Origin of the sequence: Pseudomonas sp. TH10, from assembly GCF_016651255.1 — a bacterium.
Lineage (GTDB): Bacteria > Pseudomonadota > Gammaproteobacteria > Pseudomonadales > Pseudomonadaceae > Aquipseudomonas.
The window spans coordinates 78,952-105,294 of record NZ_JAEKEG010000029.1; the positions used below are offsets into that span (position 1 = coordinate 78,952).

At 51.6% G+C, this 26,343-nt stretch carries 22 protein-coding genes and 2 pseudogenes; 13 read left to right on the plus strand and 11 right to left on the minus strand.

Features of this window, described 5'->3' with window-relative positions:
- Nucleotides 1-3: 3 nt before the first annotated feature.
- Nucleotides 4-1,428, minus strand: a complete 1,425-nt coding sequence (locus JFT80_RS04125; RefSeq protein WP_201147004.1) for an aldehyde dehydrogenase family protein — start codon at nucleotides 1,426-1,428, stop codon at nucleotides 4-6.
- Between the two features lie 501 nt (nucleotides 1,429-1,929).
- Between JFT80_RS04125 and JFT80_RS04130 the strand changes: the two genes are divergently transcribed.
- The 3 genes from JFT80_RS04130 to JFT80_RS04140 all read left to right on the plus strand — a co-directional run bounded on the left by JFT80_RS04130 (nucleotide 1,930) and on the right by JFT80_RS04140 (nucleotide 4,265).
- A complete protein-coding gene (locus tag JFT80_RS04130) occupies nucleotides 1,930-2,748 on the plus strand; it encodes an FAD-binding oxidoreductase (RefSeq protein WP_307833040.1) in 819 nt (272 codons plus the stop codon).
- A 27-nt stretch (nucleotides 2,749-2,775) separates the two neighbouring features.
- Nucleotides 2,776-3,384 (plus strand): TetR/AcrR family transcriptional regulator, encoded by a 609-nt coding sequence (locus tag JFT80_RS04135; protein ID WP_201147006.1) that lies wholly within the window; start codon nucleotides 2,776-2,778, stop codon nucleotides 3,382-3,384.
- 89 nt (nucleotides 3,385-3,473) lie between these two features.
- A complete protein-coding gene (locus JFT80_RS04140) occupies nucleotides 3,474-4,265 on the plus strand; it encodes an SDR family NAD(P)-dependent oxidoreductase (RefSeq protein ID WP_201147007.1) in 792 nt (263 codons plus the stop codon).
- A gap of 472 nt (nucleotides 4,266-4,737) precedes the next feature.
- Here JFT80_RS04140 and JFT80_RS04145 read toward each other — a convergent pair whose 3' ends face one another.
- From JFT80_RS04145 to JFT80_RS04170, 6 genes are all read right to left on the minus strand, one after another.
- Nucleotides 4,738-5,535 carry a TorF family putative porin gene (locus JFT80_RS04145; protein ID WP_307833041.1) on the minus strand — a complete coding sequence of 266 codons (798 nt, stop codon included), beginning with the start codon at nucleotides 5,533-5,535 and terminating at the stop codon, nucleotides 4,738-4,740.
- Nucleotides 5,536-5,741: 206 nt separating this feature from the next.
- Nucleotides 5,742-7,676: an ABC-F family ATP-binding cassette domain-containing protein gene (locus JFT80_RS04150; protein WP_201147008.1), complete on the minus strand. Its 1,935-nt coding sequence runs from the start codon at nucleotides 7,674-7,676 to the stop codon at nucleotides 5,742-5,744.
- A 70-nt stretch (nucleotides 7,677-7,746) separates the two neighbouring features.
- Nucleotides 7,747-9,000: an APC family permease gene (locus tag JFT80_RS04155; RefSeq protein ID WP_242482781.1), complete on the minus strand. Its 1,254-nt coding sequence runs from the start codon at nucleotides 8,998-9,000 to the stop codon at nucleotides 7,747-7,749.
- 355 nt (nucleotides 9,001-9,355) lie between these two features.
- Nucleotides 9,356-11,038 (minus strand): choline dehydrogenase, encoded by a 1,683-nt coding sequence (locus JFT80_RS04160; protein ID WP_201147009.1) that lies wholly within the window; start codon nucleotides 11,036-11,038, stop codon nucleotides 9,356-9,358.
- 187 nt (nucleotides 11,039-11,225) lie between these two features.
- Entirely contained in the window at nucleotides 11,226-11,894 is a 669-nt protein-coding gene (locus tag JFT80_RS04165; RefSeq protein ID WP_201147010.1) for a nitronate monooxygenase family protein, read from the minus strand.
- 4 nt (nucleotides 11,895-11,898) lie between these two features.
- Nucleotides 11,899-12,339, minus strand: coding sequence for a hypothetical protein (locus JFT80_RS04170; RefSeq protein WP_201147011.1), 441 nt, complete (start codon nucleotides 12,337-12,339; stop codon nucleotides 11,899-11,901).
- A 294-nt stretch (nucleotides 12,340-12,633) separates the two neighbouring features.
- On the opposite strand from JFT80_RS04170, the gene JFT80_RS04175 reads away from it, so the two are divergent.
- From JFT80_RS04175 to JFT80_RS04215, 9 genes and pseudogenes are all read left to right on the plus strand, one after another.
- Complete coding sequence (locus JFT80_RS04175) at nucleotides 12,634-13,425, plus strand: hypothetical protein (protein WP_201147012.1); 792 nt, start codon at nucleotides 12,634-12,636, stop codon at nucleotides 13,423-13,425.
- Nucleotides 13,425-13,952 (plus strand): hypothetical protein, encoded by a 528-nt coding sequence (locus tag JFT80_RS04180; RefSeq protein ID WP_201147013.1) that lies wholly within the window; start codon nucleotides 13,425-13,427, stop codon nucleotides 13,950-13,952. The genes JFT80_RS04175 and JFT80_RS04180 overlap by 1 nt, the downstream gene beginning before the upstream one ends.
- 2 nt (nucleotides 13,953-13,954) lie before the next feature.
- The gene (locus tag JFT80_RS04185) at nucleotides 13,955-14,395 is read left to right on the plus strand and encodes an electron transfer flavoprotein subunit alpha/FixB family protein (RefSeq protein WP_307833044.1); all 441 of its coding nucleotides are present in this window, start codon (nucleotides 13,955-13,957) and stop codon (nucleotides 14,393-14,395) included.
- 10 nt (nucleotides 14,396-14,405) lie between these two features.
- Nucleotides 14,406-15,437, plus strand: a complete 1,032-nt coding sequence (locus JFT80_RS04190; RefSeq protein ID WP_201147015.1) for an FAD/NAD(P)-binding oxidoreductase — start codon at nucleotides 14,406-14,408, stop codon at nucleotides 15,435-15,437.
- A gap of 88 nt (nucleotides 15,438-15,525) precedes the next feature.
- Nucleotides 15,526-15,909 (plus strand): hypothetical protein, encoded by a 384-nt coding sequence (locus tag JFT80_RS25330; protein ID WP_374091321.1) that lies wholly within the window; start codon nucleotides 15,526-15,528, stop codon nucleotides 15,907-15,909.
- 25 nt (nucleotides 15,910-15,934) lie between these two features.
- Entirely contained in the window at nucleotides 15,935-17,095 is a 1,161-nt protein-coding gene (locus JFT80_RS04200; RefSeq protein WP_201147017.1) for an FAD-binding oxidoreductase, read from the plus strand.
- Between the two features lie 146 nt (nucleotides 17,096-17,241).
- Nucleotides 17,242-17,991, plus strand: coding sequence for an electron transfer flavoprotein subunit beta/FixA family protein (locus JFT80_RS04205; protein WP_201147018.1), 750 nt, complete (start codon nucleotides 17,242-17,244; stop codon nucleotides 17,989-17,991).
- Nucleotides 17,992-18,004: 13 nt separating this feature from the next.
- Nucleotides 18,005-18,933, plus strand: a pseudogene (locus JFT80_RS04210) (electron transfer flavoprotein subunit alpha/FixB family protein).
- 20 nt (nucleotides 18,934-18,953) lie between these two features.
- Entirely contained in the window at nucleotides 18,954-19,736 is a 783-nt protein-coding gene (locus tag JFT80_RS04215; RefSeq protein ID WP_201147019.1) for an aspartate/glutamate racemase family protein, read from the plus strand.
- 542 nt (nucleotides 19,737-20,278) lie between these two features.
- Here the strand turns inward: JFT80_RS04215 and JFT80_RS04220 are convergent.
- The 3 genes from JFT80_RS04220 to JFT80_RS04230 form a co-directional block, all read right to left on the minus strand.
- Entirely contained in the window at nucleotides 20,279-21,100 is an 822-nt protein-coding gene (locus tag JFT80_RS04220) for an ABC transporter substrate-binding protein (RefSeq protein WP_201147020.1), read from the minus strand.
- An 80-nt stretch (nucleotides 21,101-21,180) separates the two neighbouring features.
- Nucleotides 21,181-22,062 (minus strand): NAD(P)-binding domain-containing protein, encoded by an 882-nt coding sequence (locus JFT80_RS04225; protein ID WP_201147021.1) that lies wholly within the window; start codon nucleotides 22,060-22,062, stop codon nucleotides 21,181-21,183.
- A gap of 12 nt (nucleotides 22,063-22,074) precedes the next feature.
- Nucleotides 22,075-23,598 (minus strand): APC family permease, encoded by a 1,524-nt coding sequence (locus tag JFT80_RS04230; protein ID WP_201147022.1) that lies wholly within the window; start codon nucleotides 23,596-23,598, stop codon nucleotides 22,075-22,077.
- An 898-nt stretch (nucleotides 23,599-24,496) separates the two neighbouring features.
- Between JFT80_RS04230 and JFT80_RS04235 the strand changes: the two genes are divergently transcribed.
- Nucleotides 24,497-25,426, plus strand: a complete 930-nt coding sequence (locus JFT80_RS04235; RefSeq protein WP_201147023.1) for a DMT family transporter — start codon at nucleotides 24,497-24,499, stop codon at nucleotides 25,424-25,426.
- Between the two features lie 406 nt (nucleotides 25,427-25,832).
- Here the strand turns inward: JFT80_RS04235 and JFT80_RS23815 are convergent.
- Nucleotides 25,833-26,057 (minus strand): annotated as a pseudogene (locus JFT80_RS23815) (hypothetical protein).
- Nucleotides 26,058-26,343 lie beyond the last annotated feature (286 nt).

Here is a 26,343-nt window from a genome sequence, read left to right on the forward strand (position 1 = left end):
TGATCAGTAGTAACCGACGTGTGCTTTGATTTCGAGATACTCCGCCAGGCCGTGGGCGCCACATTCCCGGCCGTTGCCCGATTGTTTGAACCCGCCAAATGGGGCAAGGGAGTTCCATTCGGGGCTGTTGATATAGATGGAGCCTGCGCGAAGCCGACGTGCTACCGCGCGCGCCCTACTTAGGTCGCCCGATTGCACATAAGCTGCCAGACCATAGTCCGAATCGTTTGCAAGTCTGATCAGCGCTTCCTCATCCTCATAGGGCAGGATCACTAGCACAGGGCCGAAAATTTCCTCTCGGACTATGCGCATATTGGGTGTCGCGTCCGCGAAGATGGTCGGCTTGACATAGAATCCTCTGTCGAGCCCGGCGGGGCGATCTGGGCCACCGATTACAACTCTGGCACCTTCTGTAATACCGGAACGAATCAACTCCTGAATTCGTTCGAATTGAACTCGGTTCGCTACAGGCCCGAGATCTGTCAGCTCCGACTCGGGATTTCCAACGACTAAGGCGGAGCCAGCTTGTGCGGCAATTCCAATAGCGTCCTCATAGAGAGCCGCTGGTACATACATCAAAGTCGGTGCATCACATGACTGACCACTGTTACTGAAACATGCCTCAACACCTGCTTTCACAGTCGTACTTAGGTCTGCATCGTCAAGGATCAAATTTGGAGATTTGCCGCCGAGCTCTTGTGTGACCCGCTTCACGGTGTCTGCCGCTGCCTTAGCTACCAAAATGCCAGCGCGAGTTGAACCTGTGAACGAAACGAGCTGAATGCCAGGGTGTGAGGAAATTGCATGCCCCACGCTTGGCCCGTCTCCATTTATGAGGTTGAAGACGCCAGCAGGCAAACCTGCCTCAGTGACGATATCAGCGAACAAGATAGCGTCTAGAGGAGCGACTTCGCTCGGTTTGAGCACGATAGTGCAGCCGGCGGCGATTGCGGGTACTACCTTGCATACAACCTGATTCAGAGGCCAGTTCCACGGAGCAATCAAACCTACGACGCCGATCGGTTCTTTGGTTATAAGCGCGTTTCCAACTCGTTCTTCGAGACTGAAATCTTTCAATACCTCAATCATGGCGTCGACGTGTGCGATACACGTCGCCGCCTGTGCATCACGTGCAAATCCAATCGGTGCCCCCATCTCGGCACTGATTAACTTACTGATCTCCCCTGTGTGTCTGATCAGACCCTCGCGGATCCGTACTAGCAACCCTAACCGGTACTCGATGGAGGTTTGACTGAACGACTCAAAGGCTTTTTGCGCGGCAACGACGGCCTTATCCACATCAACCGAACATCCGTTTGCGATCCGGGCAATCACCTGTTCGGTCGCCGGGTTTACGACATCAATATGCTCATCGCGTGACGGCGCAACCCACGCTCCGTCAATAAAAAACTTATCCGCATTCTTCATAACAGACCTCAAAGCATCATTGTTGGTTGGAAATCAGATGGGTGTGTACGGTGCTGTCGGCGGAAAACGATGCCTGAAAGGCCTCCTATCCGGCGACTCAAAAAATGCACCTCCCGACATCACATATTCGAATGGCTGAGAACGAAATATCGCGCTTTCAATCATTCGAATCGCAAACGAAACCTCACATGTGAATCTTATACTGACTCACTGATCATAAAAAACGACCATCGGGTATGTTTGAGTATGCGCGGTCGCTTTGAGGTAAAGCAAGGGGAATCCCGGTTCGTAGCCAGTCTTGTGCTGTCCCTTCGCACTGTTTGGGAGCCTGAGTGTTATGGGTTGACAAAAGCCCAGTCTTCTCAGCATACTGACCAGGCGGTCTAAAAAACAGTACGATTGGTATGGCTTCGGTTTTCCACTCCAAGGCGTCTTTTTGGCCATCGGACACGAGGTCGGGCCTAAGCGTCAGAGTTTCCAAATATGAAAGGTGAGAGTGACGTGAATCAGAAAACAGGCGTGGAGGTTGTGATCGTCGGCGCGGGATTGATTGGACTTTCCACTGCTTATTTTCTGCAGCGGCTAGGTGCCAAAGTCACGCTTATTGAGAAGGCATTTATCGCAGATAGCATCCCGAATCTTGGGCTGGCCAAAGCGTTGTTGTACTGCAAGAGCACTCAATCTGGCTCGCTGACTGACAGGGGGCTAACGCTCACAGAAGTCATGGTTGCAGAGCTGGAGTACAGAGGAAGTCGTCAAGATGACGGAGATGAGGTCTTCGTAACTGATGCTAGAAGTCCAGGAAGCAAGCGCTCTGTTTTGCTTTCGGATTTTGCGCAGGATATTGCGGACAGCTGCAGAAAGTCAGGGGTACGCATCATCGAGACTGATCCCGTCAGTACGTTGCTTGTTAAGAATGACGTGGTACATGGCGTCGAGACGGCTCGCGGCTTCTTCACTGCAGACGTAGTGGTTATTAGCGCGGGACTACAGAGCCAGCCTTTACTCAGATCGGTTGGCCTGTCCGTGCAGCTCCAGGCTGCTGACAGTCGTTTAGGCGCCAGTTCTGCACGGCAGGGAATACCTGGTGTCTTCACTGGGATGGTTCCGCTGACTCCAAACGGTGAACCCTATGTTGGCCGTCCGGAAGGGATCCTAGGGCTCTACCTGGGAATTGGCCACGATACCAACCCTGCTGCGGCGATTGCGGTTGGCGAAATGCTCGCTACTGGAATCTGCACCTCAAGTGACGCTTTAGCACTCACTCTAACTCGTACGGACTGTCCGATGACTCAGTCAACGTGCAATTCTGCTCCATAACGCTTAATTACTTGCGCTGCGGCCCCTATGAACACGTCGTGTGCTTTCGGAAAAGAAAAGAAGTCTGCAGAAAGGGCTGAGGTTATCCGGGCCACTGCCTTAAAGTTATTTGTTGCTGAAGGATACGGTTCAGTGAGTTTGCGAAGGATTGCCGACATCAGCGGGGTTCAAGTTGGATCTCTCTATAACCATATTGACGGTAAGCAGCAGCTGCTGTTCGAACTGATTTACGAGGCCGAGCAGAATTTGCTCGCAGCGCTAAAGATCGTCGTGAACAAGGCGGACAAGCCTGTGGCACAGATGAGTGCCTACGTCGAGCAATACTTCATCCATGCATCCTTAAATAAAGAGCTTCACCTGTTGGCTGTTCGGGAGAAGCGATGTTTGGATGAGGGTGACGCTAGTAGGCTCAAGTCTTTATTACTTGATCATGAGCGACTGCTACATGGCGTCTTGGACAGAGGCTGCCAAGCTGGCGTGTTTAAAATACAAAACAGTGATTTTGCCACTAAGGCTATCTGGAGTCTACTGGATGGGATGCTTGGCAGCATAGCTACCCATCAAAGTGATGCGTCAGTGAGCGCTGACCAACTCAAGGTCTTCGTGATTCGTCTCTTAGGGGCTGATGCGCTTTGAGAGTGCTCACTACGGATAAATTTTTTGGGGGGTTCCCCACCTGTCTGCTCCAGTCATTAACGAAAAGCTGAATTTACGCGAGGTAAGTCATGTTTGATCTAAACGGTAAAGTTGCTGTCGTAACTGGGGGAGAGACCGGCATAGGTCTGGCGATCTCGCGAAACCTTGCCCTTGCTGGTGTAAAAACAGTGATTGGAGGCATTCAGCCTGAGGCGGGAGCGAAGGCGGTTGCGGATATTGAGGCGCTTGGTGGAGAGGTGCTGTTCGTTCGTACTGACGTTCGCTCACAAGCTCAAGTGGAAGCGTTGATTCAAACTGCCGTGGATAAGTTCGGGCAGTTGGACATCATGGTCAACAATGCCGGCGTGTATGACGGCTTCGCTGATGTCATGGAGACCACCGAAGAATTGTGGGATCAAATTTCGGGTATCAACCTTAAAGGTACGTTCTTTGGCTGCCAGGCCGCACTGAAGCACATGATCCCGCGTGGTAAGGGACGAGTGATTAATACCTCTTCTATCGGTGGGCTAGTTGGTCGAGCGGATGGTGCTTCGTACACTGCATCGAAGTTTGCTGTCATAGGCCTTACCCGCCAAATGGCGACATCTCATTCTGAAACGGGTGTAACCTTTAACACAGTATGCCCGGGATTGATTGCCACAGATATTCGCGGCAACACCGCGTCTATTCTGCCGAATGCCGCACATCTGATGAATCGCGGTGTGGGTGCTGCAGATCCTGAGGCATACAAGAAGTCCATACCTGCCCGGCGAAAGGGCACCCCTGACGAAGTCGCCGCAGCCGTGCTTTTCCTAGCCTCGGACGAGGCGAGCTACATCACTGGCCATTCGCTTGTGGTAGATGGTGGCTTCGTCGCTTGATGTATCGCTCGGCTAACGCAATTTGCTCCGCTAGCTAGTCGCTGACTCGGTTCAAAGAAAAGCCTGGCTCCTTACTTCAGGAGTCAGGCTTCGCCTCGTTGTACCCAATACATCCCCGCCATCTTCGTTATGCAGTGTGCAGTGTTTTGGCAGCTTCAGTTACGTAGGCTATATGGACGTTGCAATAGGCGTGATGCCCCAGAACGGATTGAGCTCCAGCCTGACGTGCGAAGACGTATATGTTGCCTTGCTTATCTCTGTGTGGCTGCAGGGCTATTTCAGCACAGGTAAAGGCGAGCAGCGCGGATTAGATCTGCTCCCCAGTAGAGAGAGCGCTTGAAATTGCAATTCAGGTACAATTTTGGTCATGTGAGAGGAGCTGGCCGTAACTCCAGGGGCGATGACGGCCAGGTAAGTATTGCTACGGGCGATAACAGATCCTAGCTCAAGATGTGTGAGCGCGGACGAGCATTTAGAACGTTTTGTCGACACCAAAAATGACGGTGCTTGAACAGATGTCTTTCCACCCGTTGAAGCTTAAGCACTCGGCCTTGCTAAGGTTGCTATCACCGTAAGCTACAGACCAGTTGAGTCCAAGCATTTCCTTACTCAGCTTCGTAAACCACAAGTCGTAGTTGTCTCGACTGCCGCCATTTTTGCTGAAAAAGTAATCATCTTTATAATCGACGTTACCGTACGTCAGATCAAGGTTTACATCGTATGGAAGCTTTGTGCCGTAACCTACGAAGCTGTAAAGATAACTTTGGTTGCCATACAGGTCGTCGGAGTAATACCCTCCGACGTTAAATCCATACGCGGTTAGCTTTGTATAATACTCACTGTAATTAAGTGAGGACTCTCGTGGGTACTCATACTCATAGTATGCAACGTCAAGTGAGATGTCGTCTGTGGCCTGCCAGAAGTATCCGGCGTAGTAGTCGATTTCCTGTCGAGTCTTGCTTTCGTGCCCAAAGTCGACATTTGAAGTCCATATTCCGAGGTAAGCGCCACTTGAATGCGCTAGGGTCGCTGAGCCTTGGACTGCTGGATCGCCTTTCGTTTGAGAAGCTCCTCGAGACCAGTAGTTGCTGTAGATGCCCGCATTGATACTAAGGGTGAAGTCTTCACCCACTTGGATCGCGTTAGCAAAAGTCCATGGAGCCAGCAGTAAGCCAGCCGTAACTATTTTAAGATAAGTTTTCACTGACGCATCCTGTTTATAGAGGGCAGATTTTTTGTCTGGAAATGTCGTGATGATTTTTTTGATCACTCGTTTTAGCCAAACTTGACTGAGATCGAAATCTCGAGAGCTCGTCAATCTGGTGTTTTTTATGAGTGAAACCGTTGTGGATGCGCGGAAATGGCAACCTTTTTGGACGTACCGGTCGGTCAAAAAAACCACATAGTCAGTATGCTTTATGGATTTGGTTTGTCAATCTCGATTCGGAGTTATGCAAGCGGGCAACTGAGTGTTCATCACTTCCCTAAACCGTCTACCTCGTATTGCAGCTGGAGCCAGCAGTCTTCTGAGGCTTCGATTTCAGCCTCTAGTTGTTTCAACAGGAGAGCAATGTTCTGCATATCCGGGCAAATCGGGTTGGTCAACAATCGTTGTTCATGCCGAGACTTTTGATCCCTCAGTTCTGGAAGGAGCTGTTCGATAGTTTGCAGCTCGCGGTAGATGGCCTTGCGGTGTTTGTCTGACTGAGGTCTACCACGAGCATCCTTGCGCTTGAACGATGATTCAGTCGAAGCGTCGACTTGTCTGGAGCGGACGACGTCATGTGAGCGTTTCCCTTCATCTAACAAATAGCGTTGATAGTCTTCCAAGTCGCCCTCGAACGGCGAGACTTCACCGTTGCCTACAAGCCAAAATTCGTCGCAGACGGAACGAAGCAATGCGCGATCATGGCTTACCAGCATTACGCTCCCATCGAATTGGTTAAGTGCAAGTGCCAGGGCTTCGCGTGTGGCGAGATCTAAGTGATTGGTAGGTTCATCAAGCAACAGCAAATTAGGTCGTTGCCATACGATCATGCACAGGACAAGGCGAGCTTTTTCCCCTCCGCTCAGTGTACTTACTGCCTGAATGACCATGTCGCCGCTGATATTGAAGGTGCCTAGGAAATTACGTAGCTCTTGCTCCCTTGCCGAACGCCCGGACTGACCGGCAATATCCTTGGCCAAATTCAGCATGTGGGTCAGTGGCGTCTCATCTACTTTCAGTACATCCAGTTCTTGTTGGGCAAAGTAACCAATAGCCAATCCCTTGCCTTCCGTGATCGACCCCGAAAGCGATTTCAGATTGCGAGCGATGGTTTTTACGAATGTAGATTTACCCTGACCGTTCGCACCAAGAATCCCGATGCGCTGGCCGGCAAACACGGTTTTTCGAACGTTACTGAGAATGGTGCGTGTACCAGTATGAGTACCGGGAATTTCCGGGTAACCAAAGTCGACATCATCCACAGCGATCATCGGATTTGGTAGGTTTAGCGGCTCTTTGAACACAAAGGTGAACTCAGCGTCGGCAATCACCGCGCTGGTCTTTTCCATACGCTCTAAAGCTTTGATGCGGCTCTGCGCTTGTCTAGCCTTAGTCGCTTTGTAGCGGAAGCGATCGATGTACTGCTGTAGATGCGCCATCTTTTCTTGCTGCTTGGCGTGGGCAGCTGTCTGTTGCTCAAGTTTTTCAGCGCGTAGCCGTTCGAAGGCACTGTAGTTGCCGTTGTAACGATGAAGTTGTGTGTGCTCCAAATGTACGGTGACGCCAGTCACAGCATCTAGGAATTCTCTGTCATGACTGATGACGAGTAATGTGCCCTCATACTTGCGTAGCCACGTTTCCAGCCAGATGAGTGCGTCCATATCGAGATGGTTCGTAGGCTCGTCCAGTAGCAATAAATCGCTCGGGCACATCAGTGCGCGCGCCAGCTGTAAACGCATTCTCCACCCCCCAGAGAAGCTGTTCACAGGGTTATCTACTTCAATGGGTTTGAATCCTAAACCTTGGATTAGCGCTTTGGCCCTCGCAGCTGCATCATGGTCGCCTGCGTCAGCTAGGTCACTATAGGCTTGTGCCATCTCCATCCCATCATCTCGGGCTAGCGCATTTTCCAGCGCCTTACGGGCCTGCATCAGGCGAACGTCACCCTGAAGAACAAACTCCGTAGCGCTTTCAACCGTCTCCGGCATGTGTTGATCGACCCGGGACAGACCCCATTTAGCTGGTATTTCGACATCGCCGGCGTCCTCTCGGATTTGCCCACACAACAGCGCGAGGATAGTCGACTTTCCGGCTCCATTGCGTCCTATCAGAGACGCTTTTTCACCAGGGCTGATCAGCAAGCTAGCCTGCTGCAGAAGCACCTTAGTACCGAGCCGTATTTCGATATTTCTGAAAGTGATCATGGAAACTTCGTTTATGGTGCAGGGGAGGTATAGAAAAGCCACGCTAGGCGTGGCTGTAGAGTGCTGTCAGTTAGTCTTTCTGCCGTCCGATACGCCGATATACATCAAAATCTACGGATCGTAAGCGAATGGCCCAGAGGATGCCGATGATAACAAGGCCGATAATCGATCCGATCAGGTAACCCGTTAAGGCCTCGTTACCAGTAAGGGAGGACAGATTGGACGTGGCCGTCCATGTGGTCAGGACTAGGCAGCAGGCACTAATCGTCGGTGCCACGACCGTCTTCCACTTGTTCTTGCTCAAATGGCGATGACGACGAAAATACATCACAACGGAAATGGAGGTTACACAGAGCAAGATCAGCAGCGCATAGCTGGCTGCGCCGAGTAGAGATGAGTAACCCTTCGTGGCGTCAAGATTCGCGACCAGTAGAACGCATATGACCGTGATGGAGATCATTGAGATCACTATCGATGAGGCGTATGGGGATGCGTGGCGCGGGTGAATGGAACTCAATCTATGTGGAAAAACGCCATCAATACTTAGCGAATATAGATAGCGGGCGAGAATGTTATGGCATGACAACAAACAGGCGAAAATGCTGGAGCACACTAAGGTTTCTACCAGGTCGCGGCCAAGTTTTCCAAAGTTGATCTCGAACGCAGCTATGCCTGTCGCGATTGGATCGCTGGAGGCTTGGGCTACGATTACGGACGGGCCAAATGCCCAAATTATGCAAATAGCGGTCGCTGCGTAGAACAGCGTCAGCAGCGTAATTGACGCGTATGTTGCCCGAGGAATGGTCTTCTCCGGATTTCTTGTTTCCTCCCTGAATACCGCTGTGGCTTCAAACCCAGCAAAGCAAATCACTGCGAACAGCAGGGCAGTACCCGGCGAACCAGTTAAAAAGCTGTCAAAGGTGAGCCATTCAAACGAGTTGCCTTCTGGCCCGCCTTTGGCTACAACGAAGCAATTCCAGACCACAACAATCCCGGCCTCTAACACCAGGACAGTGGAGAGGATCTTTGCTGATAGGTCGACTCGGAAGTAACCGAGTGCAGCGATGATGCAGGCTAGGATGAGTGACCATTGCCACCAGGGTAGAGCAGTGATTCCGAAGTGATTCGGAAAGAGCGGAGCGTAAAGGATACCTGCATAAACATAGGTCGAAATGAGAGCCAAGCTGTAACAGAGAATCGCTACTAATGCGAAGCCGAGTCCAAAGGGCCGACCCAGCCCAGCGGTGATGTAGGCGTAGTACGCCCCCGCATTCGGCAGATGTTTCGACATTTGAGCAAAGCCAACAGCAAATAACAGCAGCATGCCCCCGACTGCCAAAAGGCAAGTGGAGCTCCCAAACCGTTACCAGTCCCGATGATCAGAGGAATGTAACCGATTACAACTGATAACGGAGCCGTGTATGCCAATACGCTGCAGACAATATCAAAAAGATTGAGATTTCCTGACAGCTTGGTTCCGTCATTTACGGATGCGGCGATCGTTGTACGTTGGATTTTTACTGCGGACATTAGAATTACTTTCCTATTTGCGCTTTGCTATATGAGGCTGTGGAAAGTCATAGCGTCTCGAAGAAAAAGATGACGCTATAGAATTAAAGGCAGCGAAATAATAGCCATGTAATGCTGTTTTTATTGGGCGCATTTATAATTTTTATTTGTTATCTTTGCTTAGTTTGCCACTCTGCAGACACAAAGTAGTCTTTGTGCTCTCTTGGGAGGCTTTTACCTTTGATCATGTCTGCAGCCTTTTCTGCAATCATGATGGTAGGAGCGTTCGTGTTGGACGCGATTACTTCCGGCATGACCGATGCATCGGCAACTCTGAGATTCGCAATCCCGCGCACACGAAGATCAGGCGTAACAACCGCCATCGGATCGTCCTTTGTGCCCATCCGACATGTACAGGATGGATGATAGGCTGTAGCGACCGCTTTCTTGATCCAAGAGTCTATCTGCTCATCAGTCTGTACAACCTTACTTGGTTCGAGCTCGTCACCTCGGAGCTCATCGAACGCAGGTTGAGCAACTATTTCACGAGTAAGCTTAACTGCCTCCCTCAGAGAAATGATGTCATTTTCAGCTGTCAGGTAATTGAATTTAATGTCGGGCTTAACCGCTGGATCTGCACAGGTGATCTTCAGCTCCCCTCTGCTATCGGTGCGCATCAAGGTCATATGGATCTGAAAGCTGAAACCTTCATATGGGTTGAAGGTATCGTTTTTGAACGCAAGCGGGAGCATTTCGAGCTTGAAATTTGGATACTGCAAACCCGATCTTGAGCGGAGGTAAGCGGCAGCTTCGAACTGGTTGCTGGATGCGGCACCAGATCTGTTGAGAAACCAAGATATTCCAGTCAGGTGTTTTTTCGGGAATTTCAAAATCGTTCCTAAGCCGGCCTCTGTTTTGCAACGCCATTTGATAACTAGATCTGGATGATCCTGAAGATTGGCACCGACGCCTGGGAGCTCATGAACGATTTTTACATTTGCCTTTTCTAGTACCGCTTTTGGGCCTATACCAGAAAGCTGAAGGAGTTGTGGCGAATTGAATGCACCGCCGCAAATGATGACTTCACGATTAGCCAGTACTTCGATTTGCCGACCATCTCGACGATACACAATACCTTTGGCGCTTTTGTTCGAAATTAGGATTCGCTCAGCGAGGGCGCCAGTGACGACATGAAGATTGTCGCGCTTCAGAACGGAACTGGTTAGGTACGCTCGCGCGGTGCTCCAGCGTTCGCCCTTGTAAATTGTGCATTCGTTGGGGCCGAAGCCCTCTTGCTGAAATGCGTTGGAGTCTTCGGTGGTGGGATACCCAGCTTGCGCACCTGCGAGCATGAACGCTTTGTTGATGGGATCGGCCATCACATCAGGCCTGTTTACGAACAATGGGCCGTCCGTACCCCGATAATCATTTTTGTTGCCAATACTGGTCTCCGCCTTTTTAAAGTAAGGTAAAACTCCCGAGTAACCCCATCCTTCGCAGCCGTACTTCTTCTCCCAATTCTCATAATCCAGCGCGTGCCCGCGCGTGTATACCATGCCGTTGATCGAGGAGGAGCCGCCCAAGACGCGACCACGCGGATGGGCAATCTGACGATTGTTGATGTTTGCATCAGGAGCGGACTCATAAGCCCAGTTATATTTCTCGTCGACAAGAAGCCGTTCTACTGCCAAAGGCATGTCGATCGTCCAGCTCTTGTTTGTAGGGCCTGCTTCTACGAGAAGGACATTGATACTTGATTCTTCGGACAAGCGCGACGCGATTACGCATCCGCTGGAACCCCCGCCGACTACAATGTAGTCATACTGCTGCAGGGTCTTCGATACAATACCCATCTCTTACTCCTAGACGTCAATCGATGCTTACCACATTGTTTTTGTGTTTTATTGCCGTGAGGCTTGCTGCTGGTTCTTTGCGTGATATGCCTTAGGCTCCTAAGTGGTGCCCAGGATCAAACAGAGTGCGAGCGCGCGTTAGTTCTTAGGCCCCGCACTCGCAACTATTTGCCTGTGGCTTGAAACGTCAGTCTTCCAACATGCTGTTGAGATTTTCGACGGCCTCAACGTACTCGCCCAGCATCTCAGCGAAGATCTGGCGAACTGTTGTCTCCTGCTTCATATCTCCTACAATCTGACCTACCGCATACGTCCAGTAGTCGAAGCGGCGTACGCGTTCCGCCCGGCGCAGTGGTACGCCGCCGAGGATTGATTGCAGTGGGAAGGTAAGAGGTTTCACCTCTTCGTTTTTGTCCCAAGCTTCGGTGTAGTTGCTGCGAAGGATCCGGCAGTTCTTACCGGTCAGAGCCTTACTCACTACAGCGTCTTCCGACTTGGATTCGAACAAGCGCTCCTTCATGTTCGGAGTCAGGTCACTTTCACGAGTGCCCAGCCATACAGAACCGCACCAAGCGCCAGCCGCACCTAAGGCCATCGCTGCAACAAACTGACGGCCTCGACCGACACCGCCCGCAGCCAAGACGGGAATTGGAGCCATTGCGTCGACGAGTTGCGGCCATAAAACCATTGAGCCTACGCGGCCAACGTGACCACCTGCTTCTGCCCCTTGGGCAATTAGAACGTCGACGCCTACTTCTTTCTGCTTGATAGCGTGATCGAGATTGCCGACTAGCGCGCCTACCTTGAGACCGTGCTCGTGGACTAAATCTACTATACGCTTGGGAGCAGCTCCCATTGCGCTAACGATGAGACTTCACACCGGGGTGACGAAGCGCAATCTGCAGCGAGCGCTCACTGTCACTCGGGGTCATCTTCATCTTGTCTGCGTGTTCTTGAGCGAACTCTTTAGCGTCATCGTCCGGAAGCTCAGGAATGCCAGCGTCCGTCATCATGCGATCAACAAACTGACGGTGACCCTCAGGCAAGATCTTGGCCGGATCACGGTCGTCAGTCAGCGGGGCGAACGAACCGGGGAATACGATATCGACACCATAAGGTTTGCCGTCGATTCGCTCATCGATCCATTTCAGTGAAACCTCAAGCTCCTCCGGAGTCATCCAGGCAGCTCCCAGAATTCCCATGCCGCCGGCCTTTGAGGCTTCAAGCACTACATCGCGGCAGTGGGAGAAAGCGAAGAGGGGGATGTCGATCCCAAACATTTCAGTGACTGCGGTACGCATAAGAGACCTCTGGTATTGCCGGCTGGTGCGGCGCTTCTATGTCAAATGGGGAGTGCCGACAGTGCCGGCAGGCTTCCTGGAAAATATCTTAGACCCGTGAGTCTTTTTGTATACTGCAAAGTCAAAAGGTTGTACATTCGGTCTCAAGTCACCTTCTCCAGCCCCCTCAAAAAGGAGGCCTTCTTCTAGTAAGCGGTCGTAGAAATCGGTCGTTGTCCTTGAGGTAGAGCCAAGGGCAGTTGGGAGGCTATTACTACTCCACCGTGTGAAATGCTGGCACCCTAGGAGCATCGCATGCATATCGTTGTAACCCTTAAGCAAGTATTCGATCCCAATACTCCACCTGTATTATTGCAGGTTGCTCCGGATGAAAAATCGATCGAGATGCGCTCGGGCATGAGTCCCGTCCTCAACGGCTATGACGCAAACGCAGTTGAGGAAGCGTTAAAGATCAAGGACGCTGTCGGAGGAACCGTTACGGTAGTTACCGTCGGAGATGACAACGCTATTGCGCAATTGCGAAGAGCCATTGCGATGGGGGCAGATGGCGGCGTCCTAATAAAGGGAGCTGCTGGTCTGGACTGCGATAGCTTCGTAATTGCTAATCAGCTTGCGAAAGCAATTCAAAAGATCGGCAGCGTCGACCTCGTACTTTCCGGGAAAGCATCTTCCGATACTGACGCGGGTCAAACTCACCTGATCCTCGCAGAGAAATTGGGCTTCGCCTCCGTATCTCCAGTCAAAGCGATCGTTCAAGTTGAACAGGGTGCACTGGTAGTCGATCGGATGGGAGACGACGTTACACAGCGTCTTAAAGCTCGTTTGCCCTTATTAGTCGGTATTTCTAACGAAGCCAACAAGCCCCGTATCGCAGGGTTGAAGGGGGTAATGATGGCGAAAAAAGTTGCTATCCCAACTTGGACAGATGCTGATCTGGGTGGCGTCTCAGCGGCATCGATGGTGGCGCTCAAAAGGCTCTACATCAAACCTCCTGTGAAGGTTGATACCGTAATGATTTCTGAGGGCTCCGACGAAGCCAATGGTCGTGCATTGGCGGATCGTCTGGTTCAAGAAGGGGTGATCTGATGTCGAGCATTGTAGTTTTTGGCGAGATTCAAGGTGGTCGTGCAATCCAGGCTTCTGCCGAAGCAGTCACTGCTGCGCAAGGTGTGCGAGTTGGCGACACAAAAATCGTTGGCGCACTGATCGGCTACGGTATTGATAATCCAACCGTCATATTTGATGCGGTCGGGTTAGATCAATTGTTGGTCGTTGATGATGCTCAAGTTGCGCAATACACCTGTGAGGCTTTCGTCAGTGCTGCTGCTGAGATCGCGAAGTCGGCTGGTGCGGAACTCATTATCGTGCCGCATACATCGAACACGTTGGAATGGGCGCCTCGTCTAGCCGCTCGCTTAAACGCTGCGTTGGTGACCAACTGTACTGCACTGGAACTCGTAGACAACGTCCTTCAAGCCACCAAGCCGGTCTGTGGCGGAGCAGTCCAAGCGCAGTATTCGATTACCAGTGAACTCACTGTAGTTACTCTCTCGGCAGGTGCGTTCGCTGCGGCTGAGAAGGGGCGTCCGCTACTGTTGAAACAGTCGCTTTGAACGTGATTGACAACCCTGTGAGCGTGGTCGAAACCATATCGGAAGAAGCATCGGATGGCCCATCTCTGCGGACTGCAAAGATAGTGGTGTCGGGTGGTATCGGGATCGGAAGCGCCGATAACTGGAAAGTTATTGAAGAGTCCGCCAAGGGCCTCAACGCTGCCGTAGGTGCAACACGTGCGGCGGTCGAGATGGGCTGGGTACCTACTACTAAGCAAGTAGGTTTCAGCGGTCTAAAGGTCTCAGCCGATCTATATGTCGCCGCTGGTATTTCCGGTGCCATTCACCACTTGGCCGGCATCAGCCGAGTCAAGAATGTCGTCGCAATCAACAGCGATGGTGAAGCGAACATTTTCAGCGTGGCGAATTATGGCGTGGTCGGCGATGCGAAAGCCGTCCTGCCTGCTTTCGTGGCGCGTGTACAAGAGTTGCGTAGCAAGTAGGTTTACGGCCATGACTATTACAAAAGAACAGGTTGTCGTCGTCGGTGCGGGCGTTGCGGGTTGTACCGCCGCGTTAGAGGCTGCGCGTCGAGGACTTACCGTGACACTTATTGATGAACACCCCCAAAACACTACGGCCATGAGTTTGGATGCACCTTACTTTTACGGTGCTCGCCTTGCTCCTGTCCTGTCGGATGAGGGAACCATTGCGGATCGCGTATTGGGTTCAAACGACCTGCTGATGGATTGTCTGGAAGCTGGCGTGGAAGTGCTGACCAATACTTGTGTATGGGGCCTATTTGTTCCAGGCGCCAACAATGAGCACATGGAATGCAGCCAAGTTGGCCTAGCAGACGCAGAGAAGTCCTGGATGCTGGGTTTCGACTATTTGATCGTGGCTTCCGGTGCTCGGGATCTGGTGCTGTCATTCGACGGTTGGCATCTGCCGGGTGTACTAGGCGCAAAAGGGGCCACGACCTTACTAGGCAAGTATCAAGCACTCGGTGGTAATCAGGTGCTGATTCTCGGTTCGGGAAACCTAGCGCTGCAACTCGCGAGCCAAGCGATTGAAGCAGGTGTCAATGTTGTAGGTATCGTCGAGGCTGCCGATGAGGTTCAGGGTGATTCAGTTCTCGCTGGATCGCTGAAAGCGCAAGGAGTGGAGGTTTTCACCGGCTATTGCATCCAGAAGACGATGGGTGTGAATGAGGTTAGCGGTGCGATTCTCGTCCCCGTTTCTGACAAGAGCTTAGAGCCAGTACAGATCACTTGCGACACTGTGTGCATGGCCTACGGAGTCGTACCCAACATAGAGCTTATGGCCTCTGCAGGTGGCGCAGTCGATTTCGATGCTGCTCGGGGTGGCTGGGCTCCACTGTTGTCTGTTGATTTCGAAACTTCGCTTCGAAATGTGTTCGTTGCGGGTGATGCATCGGGTGTTACTGAAGCTGCGCTTATTAGCCCAGAAGTTTCTATTTACCAAGGTCAGCGGATTGCAGCTGCAATCGCTGTGCGCGAAAGGCCAGGCGGAGAGCGTGATTGAGGCTCCAGCGGTGAGTTCCGATTCACGGTCTGTCTACCCGCCACAATATTGGCTGGATGCTTTGGTCAACGCTGGCGGTATGGATGTCATGGCATGCCAGTGTGAGGATGTAAGTCGGCGAGAGTTGGTCGAGGTGCAAGCGCCAAAGTATTTGGCCTCCACGCATAGCAGCCCTTGCGATGCAGCTAAAACATTCGTTGCAGAAGGTCGCGCGAGTCAGGACATGCTTAAGCGGATGACCCGTGTAGGGATGGGGCACTGCCAGGGCCGTCGATGCCGAGAACAGTCGGCGATGCTGCTGGCAGGCGTATCAGGGGTCGAGCTTCGCGATGTTTCGCCTGGAAGCTATCGAGTACCTGTCCGTGCGCTGCCTTTGAATATCATTCGTGCGCACGATGAGCCCAAGGAAATGAGGGACACATGGCCGACATGGTTACACCCGGTCGAAGACACCATCCCTGGCGCTCATTGAGTAGCTCTGCAGGTAAGAGGTTTGTATGCAAAACGCAGATGTTGTGATTATCGGCGCAGGAATTACGGGACTTGCATCCGCATATTGGCTGGCGAAGGCGGGCGCGAAGGTTATTGTTCTCGATAAGGGGCGTACGGCTGCAGAAGCTTCTTCCCGTGCCACCGGGTTTCTTAGCTTGCGAGGCGAGCAGCCGATGGAGTCCGCTCTAGCCGCTGAGGCAGAGAAACTTTGGGATACGTTGGACGAAGAGCTTGGATACCCAACCGAGTGGAAGCAGCAAGGCCGTTTGTGGGTAGCTACCAACGCCCAAGAATGGGCGGACATGCAGATCACTTACGAGCATTTCTGCACAACTGCCATTCCGTTCGAACTCATCGATAGTGATCAATGCCGTAAGATAGTTCCATCACTTATGCCTGGAGTAGTAGGTGGGATTCACACTCATCGTTCAGGACATGGTAACCCGCAACGAACGTCCCAAGCCTTCGCTTGGGCGTTTCAGGATCGCGGTGGCGTTGTCCTCGAAAACAGTCCCGCGCTGGACATTCTGGTAGAGGGTGGACGAGTCAAAGGCGTAAGAACACCGGATTCGATTATCTACGCTCCTATTGTCGTGAACTGTGCAGGGCCGCAACTCGCGAAGATCGGTGAGATGGTCGGCATTACTATTCCAATAGCGACAGTACGCCTGGAGTCGATGGTTACGGCCCCGCTGCCGCCGCTCTTCGATGTTGCGATGGTCGGCAATGGTTTGTCCCTTAGGCAGACGCGTCGCGGCAATATCCACTTCAATGGTGGCCCTCACGAGTGGATTGATGTCAGTCTTACTGAAGAATCTGCCAAGCCCAACACACCTGTCATTCGTAACATAGCGGGACGCTTGGCTGAGTTGATGCCATCTATTGCTCATACTCCTCTTCTTCGGTGTTGGGCAGGTATTGTAGATGTAACACCAGACCAGGTGTGTATCGTTGATAGGCTCTCGGAGCCTGAAGGTTTGATTATTGCTTGTACTTCCGGGCACGGTTTCGGTATGGCTGTGAGCGTGGGTGTTGCTGTTAAAGATCTTGCCCTTGAGGGCAAAACTTCAATGCCCATCGATGCACTGAAACTAAGTCGATTTGACAACCTTCCTTCTAATTGGAAGGAGCTCAGGAAGTGGCAGCCAGGTAGTTTCAATACTTAATATTGAATGGTTTTTGGCGAAATATGCCATTGTTAGATATTAAGCATTAATGGTCAGTGCCCTTTATTCCATTAATTGGTAGTCGGGTGTTGAGGAATATTTCGTCTTATAACTACGCTTTGAAGAGTAGGGTAGGAGCAGCAGGCATGAAAATTGTCGTTCCCGTAAAACGTGTTGTGGATTACAACGTCAAAATCCGAGTGAAACAAGATGGGTCGGGAGTTGAACTCGAAAATCTCAAAATGTCGATGAATCCATTCGACGAAATTTCCGTTGAAGAGGCTGTCCGACTGAAAGAGAGCGGTCTTGACGCAGAAATCATCGTGGTGTCAGTCGGTACTGCCAAGTCCGAAGAAACGCTTCGCACTGCTTTGGCGATGGGGGCTGATAGAGCCATCCTCGTTCTGACGGAAAGTTTGGTAGAGCCTCTGGCGGTGGCGAAGATCCTTAAAGGTATCTGTGATGCTGAGCAGCCTGGCCTAATCTTTGTCGGTAAGCAGGCAATTGATGACGACAGCAGTCAGACCGGTCAGATGCTGGCTGCACTCTTGGACGCATCGCAGGCGACCTTCGCTTCTAAAGTCGAAGTTGATGCCGCCGGTGCCACAATTACCCGCGAGGTCGATGGTGGTTCTCAAACCGTTCGAGTGACTCTTCCGGCGGTGATCACCACCGATTTGCGCCTAAACGAACCGCGTTACGCGTCCCTTCCGAACATCATGAAAGCGAAGAAAAAGCCATTGGAAAGGAAGACGCCGGATGATTACGGTGTCGACGTGACACCGCGTCTGAAAGTCCTGAAAGTTCAAGAGCCGCCTGTGCGCAAAGCTGGCATTCGTGTTAATTCGGTGGCTGAGTTGGTTGAAAAGCTCAAAGCCGAATCAGTCATTGTTTGAGTAGGTTATTACCATGACAGTTCTCGTTCTTGCTGATTATGCTGCTGGCGTCCTCGCTGATGATGTTGCCAAGGCTGTCGGCGCCGCCCAGAAATTCCAAACTGACGTTCATGTTCTCATCGCCGGTTATGCCGTCGATGACGTTGCTTCCCAGGCTGGCAAGCTTGAAGGCGTGGCGAAAGTCTTATTGGCCGATGATGCATCTTTAGAACATCAGTTGCCGGAGTCCATTGCCAGTCTTGTGGTCAAACTGGCTCCTCAGTACGAGGTCATCCTCGCTGCTGCTTCCACCGCCGGTAAATCGGTACTTCCGCGTATCGCTGCCAAGCTTGATGTCATGCAGGTTTCTGAAGTAATCGAGGTCATCTCGCCTGACACGTTCGCGCGACCTATCTATGCCGGAAACGCTATCCAAGTCATCCAGTCTTCAGACGCCAAGAAAGTCCTCACTATTCGTGCAACTGCTTTCGACGCTGTTGGTACCACAGGAGCTGCCACTATTGAGGCTCTGAGCGTTACCGCTGATGTCGTGCCCACCACTTTTGTTTCCAACGTTTTGGCGACGAGTGAACGACCTGGCTTGGCCTCGGCCAAAATCGTGGTAGCGGGGGGCGTGCCTTGGGCTCGGCCGAAAAATTCACAGCTACGTTGAGCCCGCTCGCCGACAAGCTAGGCGCTGCCATTGGTGCGTCCCGTGCCGCCGTAGATTCGGGCTTTGCCCCGAACGATTGGCAGATTGGCCAAACCGGTAAAATTGTTGCCCCCGAGCTCTATTTCGCCTGTGGTATTTCGGGCGCAATTCAGCATCTCGCAGGCATGACTGGCTCAAAGGTCATCGTTGCAATCAACAAGGACGAAGAGGCGCCTATTTTCCAGGTCGCTGATTACGGATTGGTGGGAGATGTCTTCGAGATCATCCCTGAATTAACCAAAGCGTTGTAATCCAGTTTTTGGAGAGTTTCATGGGCGTAAAGATCAATTTCATCAATCCATTTGGTACCGACGCTTACAATGGTCTGATTATGGAGACTATGGCTTCATACTTGACCGGTGGAGCTGAACTCGTCGTGAGCAATACCGAGAATTGCCCGGAAAACATTGATTATTATTACAATAAGCATTTGATCGAAGAGGCCATCTTTGAGAGCTGCATCAAGGCGGAAAAGGACGGCTTCGATGCTGTCATTGTCGGCTGCTGCTACGATCCAGGTGTACGCGTTGCGCGCGAGCTCGTCGACATCCCGGTCATTGGCCCGTTAGAAGCGACTATGCAACTCGCTCCTTACTACGGCCATGAGTATGTATTGGTGACCGACCATCACAAGGCCGTTCCGTATCTGCGGGACATGGTTCGCCTTTACGGTGAAGATGCGCATTGCCGCAAAGTAGACTGCATTGACTGGTGGGTGACCGACATGATCCAGGATACCGCCGGTGTCGCACGTGATGCTGTCGCCGCCGCTACGAAGATCCGTCAAGAGGCTGAAGCAGACGTTTGTATCCTCGGCTGCACCATCATTTCAGCGTCTTACGAAAAATCGATCATGGAAGGCGCGAAACGTGATGTCTCCATCCTGAACCCAAACACTATGGCACTGAAACTTGCACAGTCCCTAGCTGAGCTGAAGCAACAAGGTGCGTATGCGATTAGTCGCCGGGCTTACTATCAGAATTTGAAGGATCGGAACGCTGAAGAGTTCGCAAGTGTTCGTAAGCATTTTGCGAATCGCAAGCCAAACGCGTAAGACAGTTGAACCAAAAAAGGCGATCGTATGATCGCCTTTTTTATTGGGTTCGCTTTGGGACAAAGGATGGCCCGAGGCGCTCCGAGTTCACTGTCTTTCGCATTGAGGCCGTAGGTCTTGAATGTATTTCCGATGTCACCATTGTTCTTGAGCCTGGCAATGTTCTCCTTCGGGGCTCACTGAAGCTTTTTGTTGCCTTTTGCCAAGGTGAACGCGATCTAATCAGCCTATTTTGAGGTGCACGTCGGCTGCACCATCATCTCGGTGTCGTATGAAAAGTCGATCGTGGAGCGCGCGCAGTGGGAGATGTCTCTCCTTACCCCGAACACTATGCCCTCAAGCTCGTACAATCCATAGCTGAGCTCAGACGCCAGCGTGCCTATGCCATCAGCCTTCGCGCGTACCATCAGAACCTCAAAGATCACAACGCAGAGGAGTTCGCCGTGTCCACTAGCATTTTGCGAATCGCTAGCCGAACGGATAAGGCAGCGGAACAAAAAAAGCGATCAAATGATCGCCTTTTTTACTGGATTCGCTTTGGGTTATTCGATGGCCCTAGGAGCTCCTACCTCACTGTCTTGCGCACTGAGGCCATAGGTTTCGAGTGTTTTTCCGATGTCACCACTGTTCTTGAGCGTGACAATATTTTCATTCAACGCTTGCTCAAGCTCTTTGTTACCTTTGACCAAGGTGAATGCAATCTGAGCAGCCTCGATTGAAGCGCGCACTCGTTGATCGGGCTCAGCATGGACGATCTTGAAGTTCTTGAGACCGCCTTGCTGCTGTGCATAGACGCCACCAGAGTAGCTGTCCAGACCTGCCTCGATCCTACCTGCTTCCAGGTCTTGGATGAGCGCTACGGGGCTTGGGTAGAGTTTGATCTTGGAGCCAAACGCTTTCTGTAGATCACTGACCCAGTTGTAACCTTGAACAGTGCCAACCACCTTCCCAGATTCAATCAGCGTGTTTAGCGAGGTGGTTCCTTCTTTGGTGAAGATGGCGAGACTGTCCAGGTAAATGGGGTTTGTCATGTCCATTGACTTCAGTCGGGCGGCAGTACGGAACCAGTTCCCTACTGCCACGTCGGCTTGGCCGGACACCACGTATTGCATGACGGCCCGGGTATCTACGACGATTGGAGTGACAGTGAGGCATTCCATCTCTGCGATCTTGGTGATCAGATCCCCATCGACGCCTTTGAGGGCATTATTTTCTGGAATCAGGAATGGAGGAATCATCATTGTCGCGACGGTGAGCTTTCCGGGCGTGATGGTCTTGAACTGATGCGCAGGAGTGCATGCGAAAGCGCTTTGTGCGGAAACGCCGATGAGTGCTACAAGGGCAAACGATAGCTGACGGTACATGATGTTCGTCTCCTGGTTGGTCGAAGTAGGAAGTAAGCGAAGCGCGTAAGTGAGCGGTAGCTGTGGGCAGTGCCCCACAATCAACTTGGTTTTAACCAACGGCTGATAGTGGAGGCGACATCCCTGTCGGAAAAACCGCTTAAACATATCTGTTCTAAAGTTTGACGCAGGGCGGTGGTAAGCGCTGAGTCCTTCACTGGAGAGTGCTCATTTAGGACATAACTGCTTACAGCGTCTAAGAAAACTTGCAAAGTTGCTTGTGTGGTGGTGAAGTCTCCAGCGGTAATTTTTTGTATGGTCTGAACGATGCTGCCTTGAAGTAAGTCCATTGTGGGGGCAACTGCATCCATTATTGTGGCTTCGGAAATCTCGTAGGCTTTGCAGAGTGCGATGCCCTCAATGAAGCTCAAGATGGCAGTCATGTAGAACGTCCCAGGAAATGCGGCTTCCAGAGCGTTTGCCGCTCCGAACCGTTCTCCAACGAACCTTGAAGCGCCGCCTAATTGAGACAGGTACAAGCTTGCGCGCTCCCAGGCAGATCGTGCGCCTGAATAGGCCAAGCAAGTGTTGGTCTGTCCGATGCCTTTAGGCAGCGCCCATATCGAACCATCCAAATAGAGCACCTCCGACGCACGCATCCAAGCGCCGAAGCTGTCAGCCTCTTCACAGGTTCCGCTTGTGAGGTTAACTACTACTTTGCCACGCAGTTGTTCCTTGAATGGAGTGATCAGGCTACGGCAAATTTCATAGTTACTCAGTACAAGCACAATGCAGTCGTAAGTCCGTATGGTGATTTCCAGTGAAGACTGAGGGGCAACTCCGAAAGCCGCTAAGTTGTTCGTTGCTTCACTCGTGCGATTCCACGCCGCCACGTTATTACCAGCAGCGCCCAAAGTCTTGGCGATCGATGAGCCCATCAAACCGCAGCCCACTACGGCGATGCTGGTGACCTCATTCAACATGACGGCTCTCCTTTACCGAAGGTTAAGGGGCTTTAAGGAGTTGAAATCAGTCTGATCTTTTACGATGTCGTCACGCATTTGCCGGCCAATCCGCTGATATATGTGTGGCTTAGACTTCTTTAACCACAATGCGTAGATGAAGCCAAATACGAATGTGAGCACCACTCCGTACATCATTACGTCAGCGAGTGCCTGCGAGTCGTCGATCAGCGTCGCGAAGTTCTCCGCCGCTAGTAAGATCATCGCACCAAGTGTCAGCAGTGAGAGTCCAGGAGCAATAAGGCTTTGCCACGCATTTACCGGGTGATGTTTATTTCGGCGGAAGTAGACAATGGCGGACAAGCTTGTGATGGCCATAGCAATCAGAATCGAAAACGAAGCCAAGCCGCAAAACCAGGCGTAGATCTTCGTTGCTGATAGACCCGCAAAAATCATGCTTGCGGTCAGCAATAGGTAGATGAGACTGCAGGTCAGTGAGGCGCGTGCCGGCGATGAATGTTTTGAATGTGCAACACCTAGAGCTTTAGGAAATACGCCGTCGATGGCGAGCGAAAAGACGTAACGCGTCGTGGCGTTCTGGATCGACAGGTGAGAAGCAAAAATGCTCGTGATGAGTAACAGCGTCACTATCTTGTAGAAAAAATCGCCTACGAAGACTTTCGACACGTCAAAGAAGGCTGTTGCCGTGTTGGCGGTTGATAAGGCAACTGCTTGCGAGTTGCCCAAGCCAGTGATGAGAGCCCAAGACGTCAGAGCGTAAAAGCAACCGATGAACAGGACGACCAGATAGGTAGCCCGAGGGATTGTCTTGTCCGGGTTCTTCGTTTCCTCGCGGTAAATTGCCGTAGCTTCGAAGCCACAGAAAAGCGCACCACCAAAAATCAGAGCTAGGCCGACATTTCCACTACTAAATGCCTCCCACGTGAAAGGAGCTAGCGATATCCCTTCTGCGCCGCCTTGCACCATCACGGCTGCATCAAACATGAGTGCGAGTAACACTTCGACAATCAAAACCACGCCTAGCACTTTGGCCGAAACGGCGATGTGGAAATAGGCCAGAGTTCCGACGACTGCCCAGAAGATCAGTGAGTAGAAGTACCACTCGATTTTGGGGCCGCCCCAACCAACGACCAAATCTTGAAAGGCCAAGCCGGCGAAGCCGTAGAATCCAACCCCAATACAGAAGTAAGACGCGAGAACCATAAAAGCAGCTCCCAAACCAGCCGCGCGGCCCAAGCCTGAAGTGATGTAAGCGTAGAACGCACCTGGATTAGGGACAAACCGCGAAAGGGCGCTGTAGCCAACGGCGAAAAGTAGAAACGCGGCCATCACCACAAGAAAGGCACTGGGCGCACCTAAACCGTTGCCGAAACCCACTACGAAGGTGATGTACCCGGCTGTTCCCGCTAGCGGGCCGGCGTAAGCAAGCGTTGTTAATGCGATGTCTAGAGTGCCCAATTGGCCCTTGAGGCCGCTTGTAGATTGACTACCATCCGCACTGCCTGACCGAATTTGCCCGGTCTTTACTTCACTCATGATTAGGACACTCCGTGGGGTGTTACATTTTTTGTATGACTCGAACCCTGCCATTTGGGACGAACCCTTGAACCGAACATCTCACCCAAAACCGGTACTGTCAACTCGGTAGACAGTAAAACTGTCTGGCGGGTACGCAAATGATGCCAAGTGGTCGTTTTTAAGATGGTGAGTCGCTTTTATGTCGCGCAAATCTGGGACGTCGAGCCGTTGGATTCAGTACCAAATACCGAAGTATGGTTCGCCGGGCATGAAGGGGACGTCGCGAGGCTGGAGGTCGGTAGGGTGCTTTTCTTTGTCTGACGGTTTGAAGCAAGAGTGGCGTAGCTTCCTAGCATTAGGCATCACTTGAGCTGATTGCGTTGATCTCCAAAACGCTTGCTCATCGCGAGCCTGACCTCAAATCAAAATGCTCACGTTTGGTCTCGGTGCGGCTGCCCTTGAATGCTTTGAAATTGTGCTTAAAGGCAGGCCATGAGATTTTTGCAGACGTGTTGACTTGTACTAAAAATTGATCATACTGACCTGGCGGTCTAAAAAGATGTCTTCTCGGTATGGTGGTCAGGCTGTTCTTCTACCTTGGACATCTTCATTCGTTCACACAGGTGTGCTCACACGACGCGCATGTACCAGCATGGTGAACGCGTTGTGGTTTAGGTAAGGCCTGTGTGCTTGATCTCAGTATTTCTTCGTGGGCTCCCTTCGTCACTTGGTAAAAAAGTGGTCGATGGAGGGCCCTTTTTTAGAGTCGAACAATCTCAGCCAATTTGAGATAAAGGGTAGAAGAAAATATCACTGAAAGCTTAGCAGGGGAGTGTAGCTGCGAGGCTATCCCGTTGAATAAACGGTGATCAATGTTGCTCCACTTAACGGTCGCTTAGGTCAGATGGAGTTATAAATGAGTGAGGTAGATTCGACTGGAAATCTGAATAAAAACAATCCACAACTCAATGTTTCGAGTGCAGCCACTGCCCCTCAGTTTTCGAGACCCACGGTAGGCATCATGTTATGCCTTCTTTCGATGCTAATTTTCGCTTGCCAGGATGGTATAACCAAAGTCTTGGTCAGAGACCTACCTGTAGTACAGTTGGTCATGGTGCGATATTGGGTGTTTTTTGTTTTCGCTCTAGGGTATGCGGCTTATCAACGAGATTTTAAGAAATCACTTTGTAGTAGCCACCCTTGGCTTCAGATTACACGCGCATTGATAGGTGTGAGCGAAATAGCGCTATTCGGCCTCGGGTTACGATTTTTGGGCCTAGCAGAGATGCATGCGATATTTGCGGTATTTCCTCTTATTACCTTGGCGCTGGCGGGAGCCTTTCTTGGAGAGTTTATTGGCGTTCGTCGCTGGGTTGCTGCCGCAATAGGATTTACGGGTACATTGGTCATCCTGCGTCCTGGGGCCGGAGTCTTCGATCTCGCTGTGCTGATTCCGTTGCTGGCAGCATTGATGTTCGCACTATTTAGTGTGCTGACGCGAAAAATTAGTCTTGTCGATTCCTTCACCACGAACATGTTTTACATGGCAAGTTGCGGAGCGATAGTGCTGACTTGTGCGGGAATTCCTGTATGGGTAGCTCCGACCCCAATCCAGTGGGCTTTAATTGGCGTCCTGGCATCGACAGGCGTCGCTGCGCAGATTCTGCTTATGCAAGCTTTGAAGTACGCGACTGCTGCGACATTACAGCCGTTCAACTATACCCTATTGGTTTTCGCAAGCTTGATTGGTCTGATTGTTTTCGGCGAGCTTCCAGATATTTGGACAGTCGTCGGTGCGGTCTTAGTAATTATTGGTGGAGTGTGTGCCATCAAAGCGAAATCCTAGGCTTGGTGCACATCTAGCAATCGGCACAAGTTAGCTTTGCGTATATCTCGCTCCATGGCGTTCCATAGCTCAATCTTCACCACGGTTACCGCTGGCAAGCGGACTACATGTTCACCCGCCTCCGGAGCAGATGCTACTGGTATGACTCGTCGCTGATCGACGTAAATGGATAGGGTTGTTTCGATTCCGTCCAGGGCTTCGCTGACTGCGCTCTCCCGATCATCGCCATAGCTGTTCAGGTCTGGAAGGTCGCGGCAGAACATGGCAATCCCGGAGCATTGTCTTCCTCGAAGCGCATTGCGTAGTTGTATATGGTCAATCCTCGGAGGCGGTAATTTGACTCGCGCGCTGCGTCGGTAGACGAGTGAGACCGCCCTTCGGGTAGGCATACGGATCACGGGGTAGATCACTCCGGTGTCATTAGCAAAGCTAGGATCGTGGTGATGAACTCCTCATTCCTGCTGATTGTTTCCAACGCCCCACGCACATAGTCTCCAACCTCACCTCACCTCACCTCACCTCATCCATGCTGCTCTAATATCCGCGTGAGCTACATGATGGCGGCCTCTAGGGCGTGCTAGTTTTGATTGATCTTGATTAGCATGGAAGGGAGTACGTTTGAATTTGGCATAGGGATTCCTCTGTGGAAGAGGTTAGCGTAGCAGCAGTAAAATTTTCAGAAATGGATGTTTTTCAAGCGAGTAGATGTGCCTGGGTAAGGCAGGCCTCGAACCTTTTTACGATGCTTCCAATCGACTCATGTCCGCTTGTACTTCTCATCGGAAACTGACGGCGGTCGCTTGCAATGATGGCCAATAGCCGGCAATAGTGAGCAGGTGTTTGGAGAGAATGAGAAGATGATTTCGAGATTTGTTGTCGTCCCTGCAATCCCAACGGAAACGGGATCAATGCGTAAC

Bases quoted from the DNA above. Each gene is read 5' to 3' on its own strand.
- JFT80_RS04175 (WP_201147012.1), top strand. From the start codon at position 12,634: ATGCATATCGTTGTAACCCTTAAGCAAGTATTCGATCCCAATACTCCA.
- JFT80_RS25330 (WP_374091321.1), top strand. From the start codon at position 15,526: ATGGCATGCCAGTGTGAGGATGTAAGTCGGCGAGAGTTGGTCGAGGTG.
- JFT80_RS04150 (WP_201147008.1), bottom strand. From the start codon at position 7,676: ATGATCACTTTCAGAAATATCGAAATACGGCTCGGTACTAAGGTGCTT.
- JFT80_RS04170 (WP_201147011.1), bottom strand. From the start codon at position 12,339: ATGCGTACCGCAGTCACTGAAATGTTTGGGATCGACATCCCCCTCTTC.
- JFT80_RS04200 (WP_201147017.1), top strand. From the start codon at position 15,935: ATGCAAAACGCAGATGTTGTGATTATCGGCGCAGGAATTACGGGACTT.
- JFT80_RS04155 (WP_242482781.1), bottom strand. From the start codon at position 9,000: ATGCTGCTGTTATTTGCTGTTGGCTTTGCTCAAATGTCGAAACATCTG.
- JFT80_RS04125 (WP_201147004.1), bottom strand. From the start codon at position 1,428: ATGAAGAATGCGGATAAGTTTTTTATTGACGGAGCGTGGGTTGCGCCG.
- JFT80_RS04220 (WP_201147020.1), bottom strand. From the start codon at position 21,100: ATGTACCGTCAGCTATCGTTTGCCCTTGTAGCACTCATCGGCGTTTCC.
- JFT80_RS04205 (WP_201147018.1), top strand. From the start codon at position 17,242: ATGAAAATTGTCGTTCCCGTAAAACGTGTTGTGGATTACAACGTCAAA.
- JFT80_RS04225 (WP_201147021.1), bottom strand. From the start codon at position 22,062: ATGTTGAATGAGGTCACCAGCATCGCCGTAGTGGGCTGCGGTTTGATG.
- JFT80_RS04165 (WP_201147010.1), bottom strand. From the start codon at position 11,894: ATGGGAGCTGCTCCCAAGCGTATAGTAGATTTAGTCCACGAGCACGGT.
- JFT80_RS04160 (WP_201147009.1), bottom strand. From the start codon at position 11,038: ATGGGTATTGTATCGAAGACCCTGCAGCAGTATGACTACATTGTAGTC.
- JFT80_RS04180 (WP_201147013.1), top strand. From the start codon at position 13,425: ATGTCGAGCATTGTAGTTTTTGGCGAGATTCAAGGTGGTCGTGCAATC.
- JFT80_RS04140 (WP_201147007.1), top strand. From the start codon at position 3,474: ATGTTTGATCTAAACGGTAAAGTTGCTGTCGTAACTGGGGGAGAGACC.
- JFT80_RS04235 (WP_201147023.1), top strand. From the start codon at position 24,497: ATGAGTGAGGTAGATTCGACTGGAAATCTGAATAAAAACAATCCACAA.
- JFT80_RS04230 (WP_201147022.1), bottom strand. From the start codon at position 23,598: ATGAGTGAAGTAAAGACCGGGCAAATTCGGTCAGGCAGTGCGGATGGT.
- JFT80_RS04215 (WP_201147019.1), top strand. From the start codon at position 18,954: ATGGGCGTAAAGATCAATTTCATCAATCCATTTGGTACCGACGCTTAC.
- JFT80_RS04135 (WP_201147006.1), top strand. From the start codon at position 2,776: ATGAACACGTCGTGTGCTTTCGGAAAAGAAAAGAAGTCTGCAGAAAGG.
- JFT80_RS04190 (WP_201147015.1), top strand. From the start codon at position 14,406: ATGACTATTACAAAAGAACAGGTTGTCGTCGTCGGTGCGGGCGTTGCG.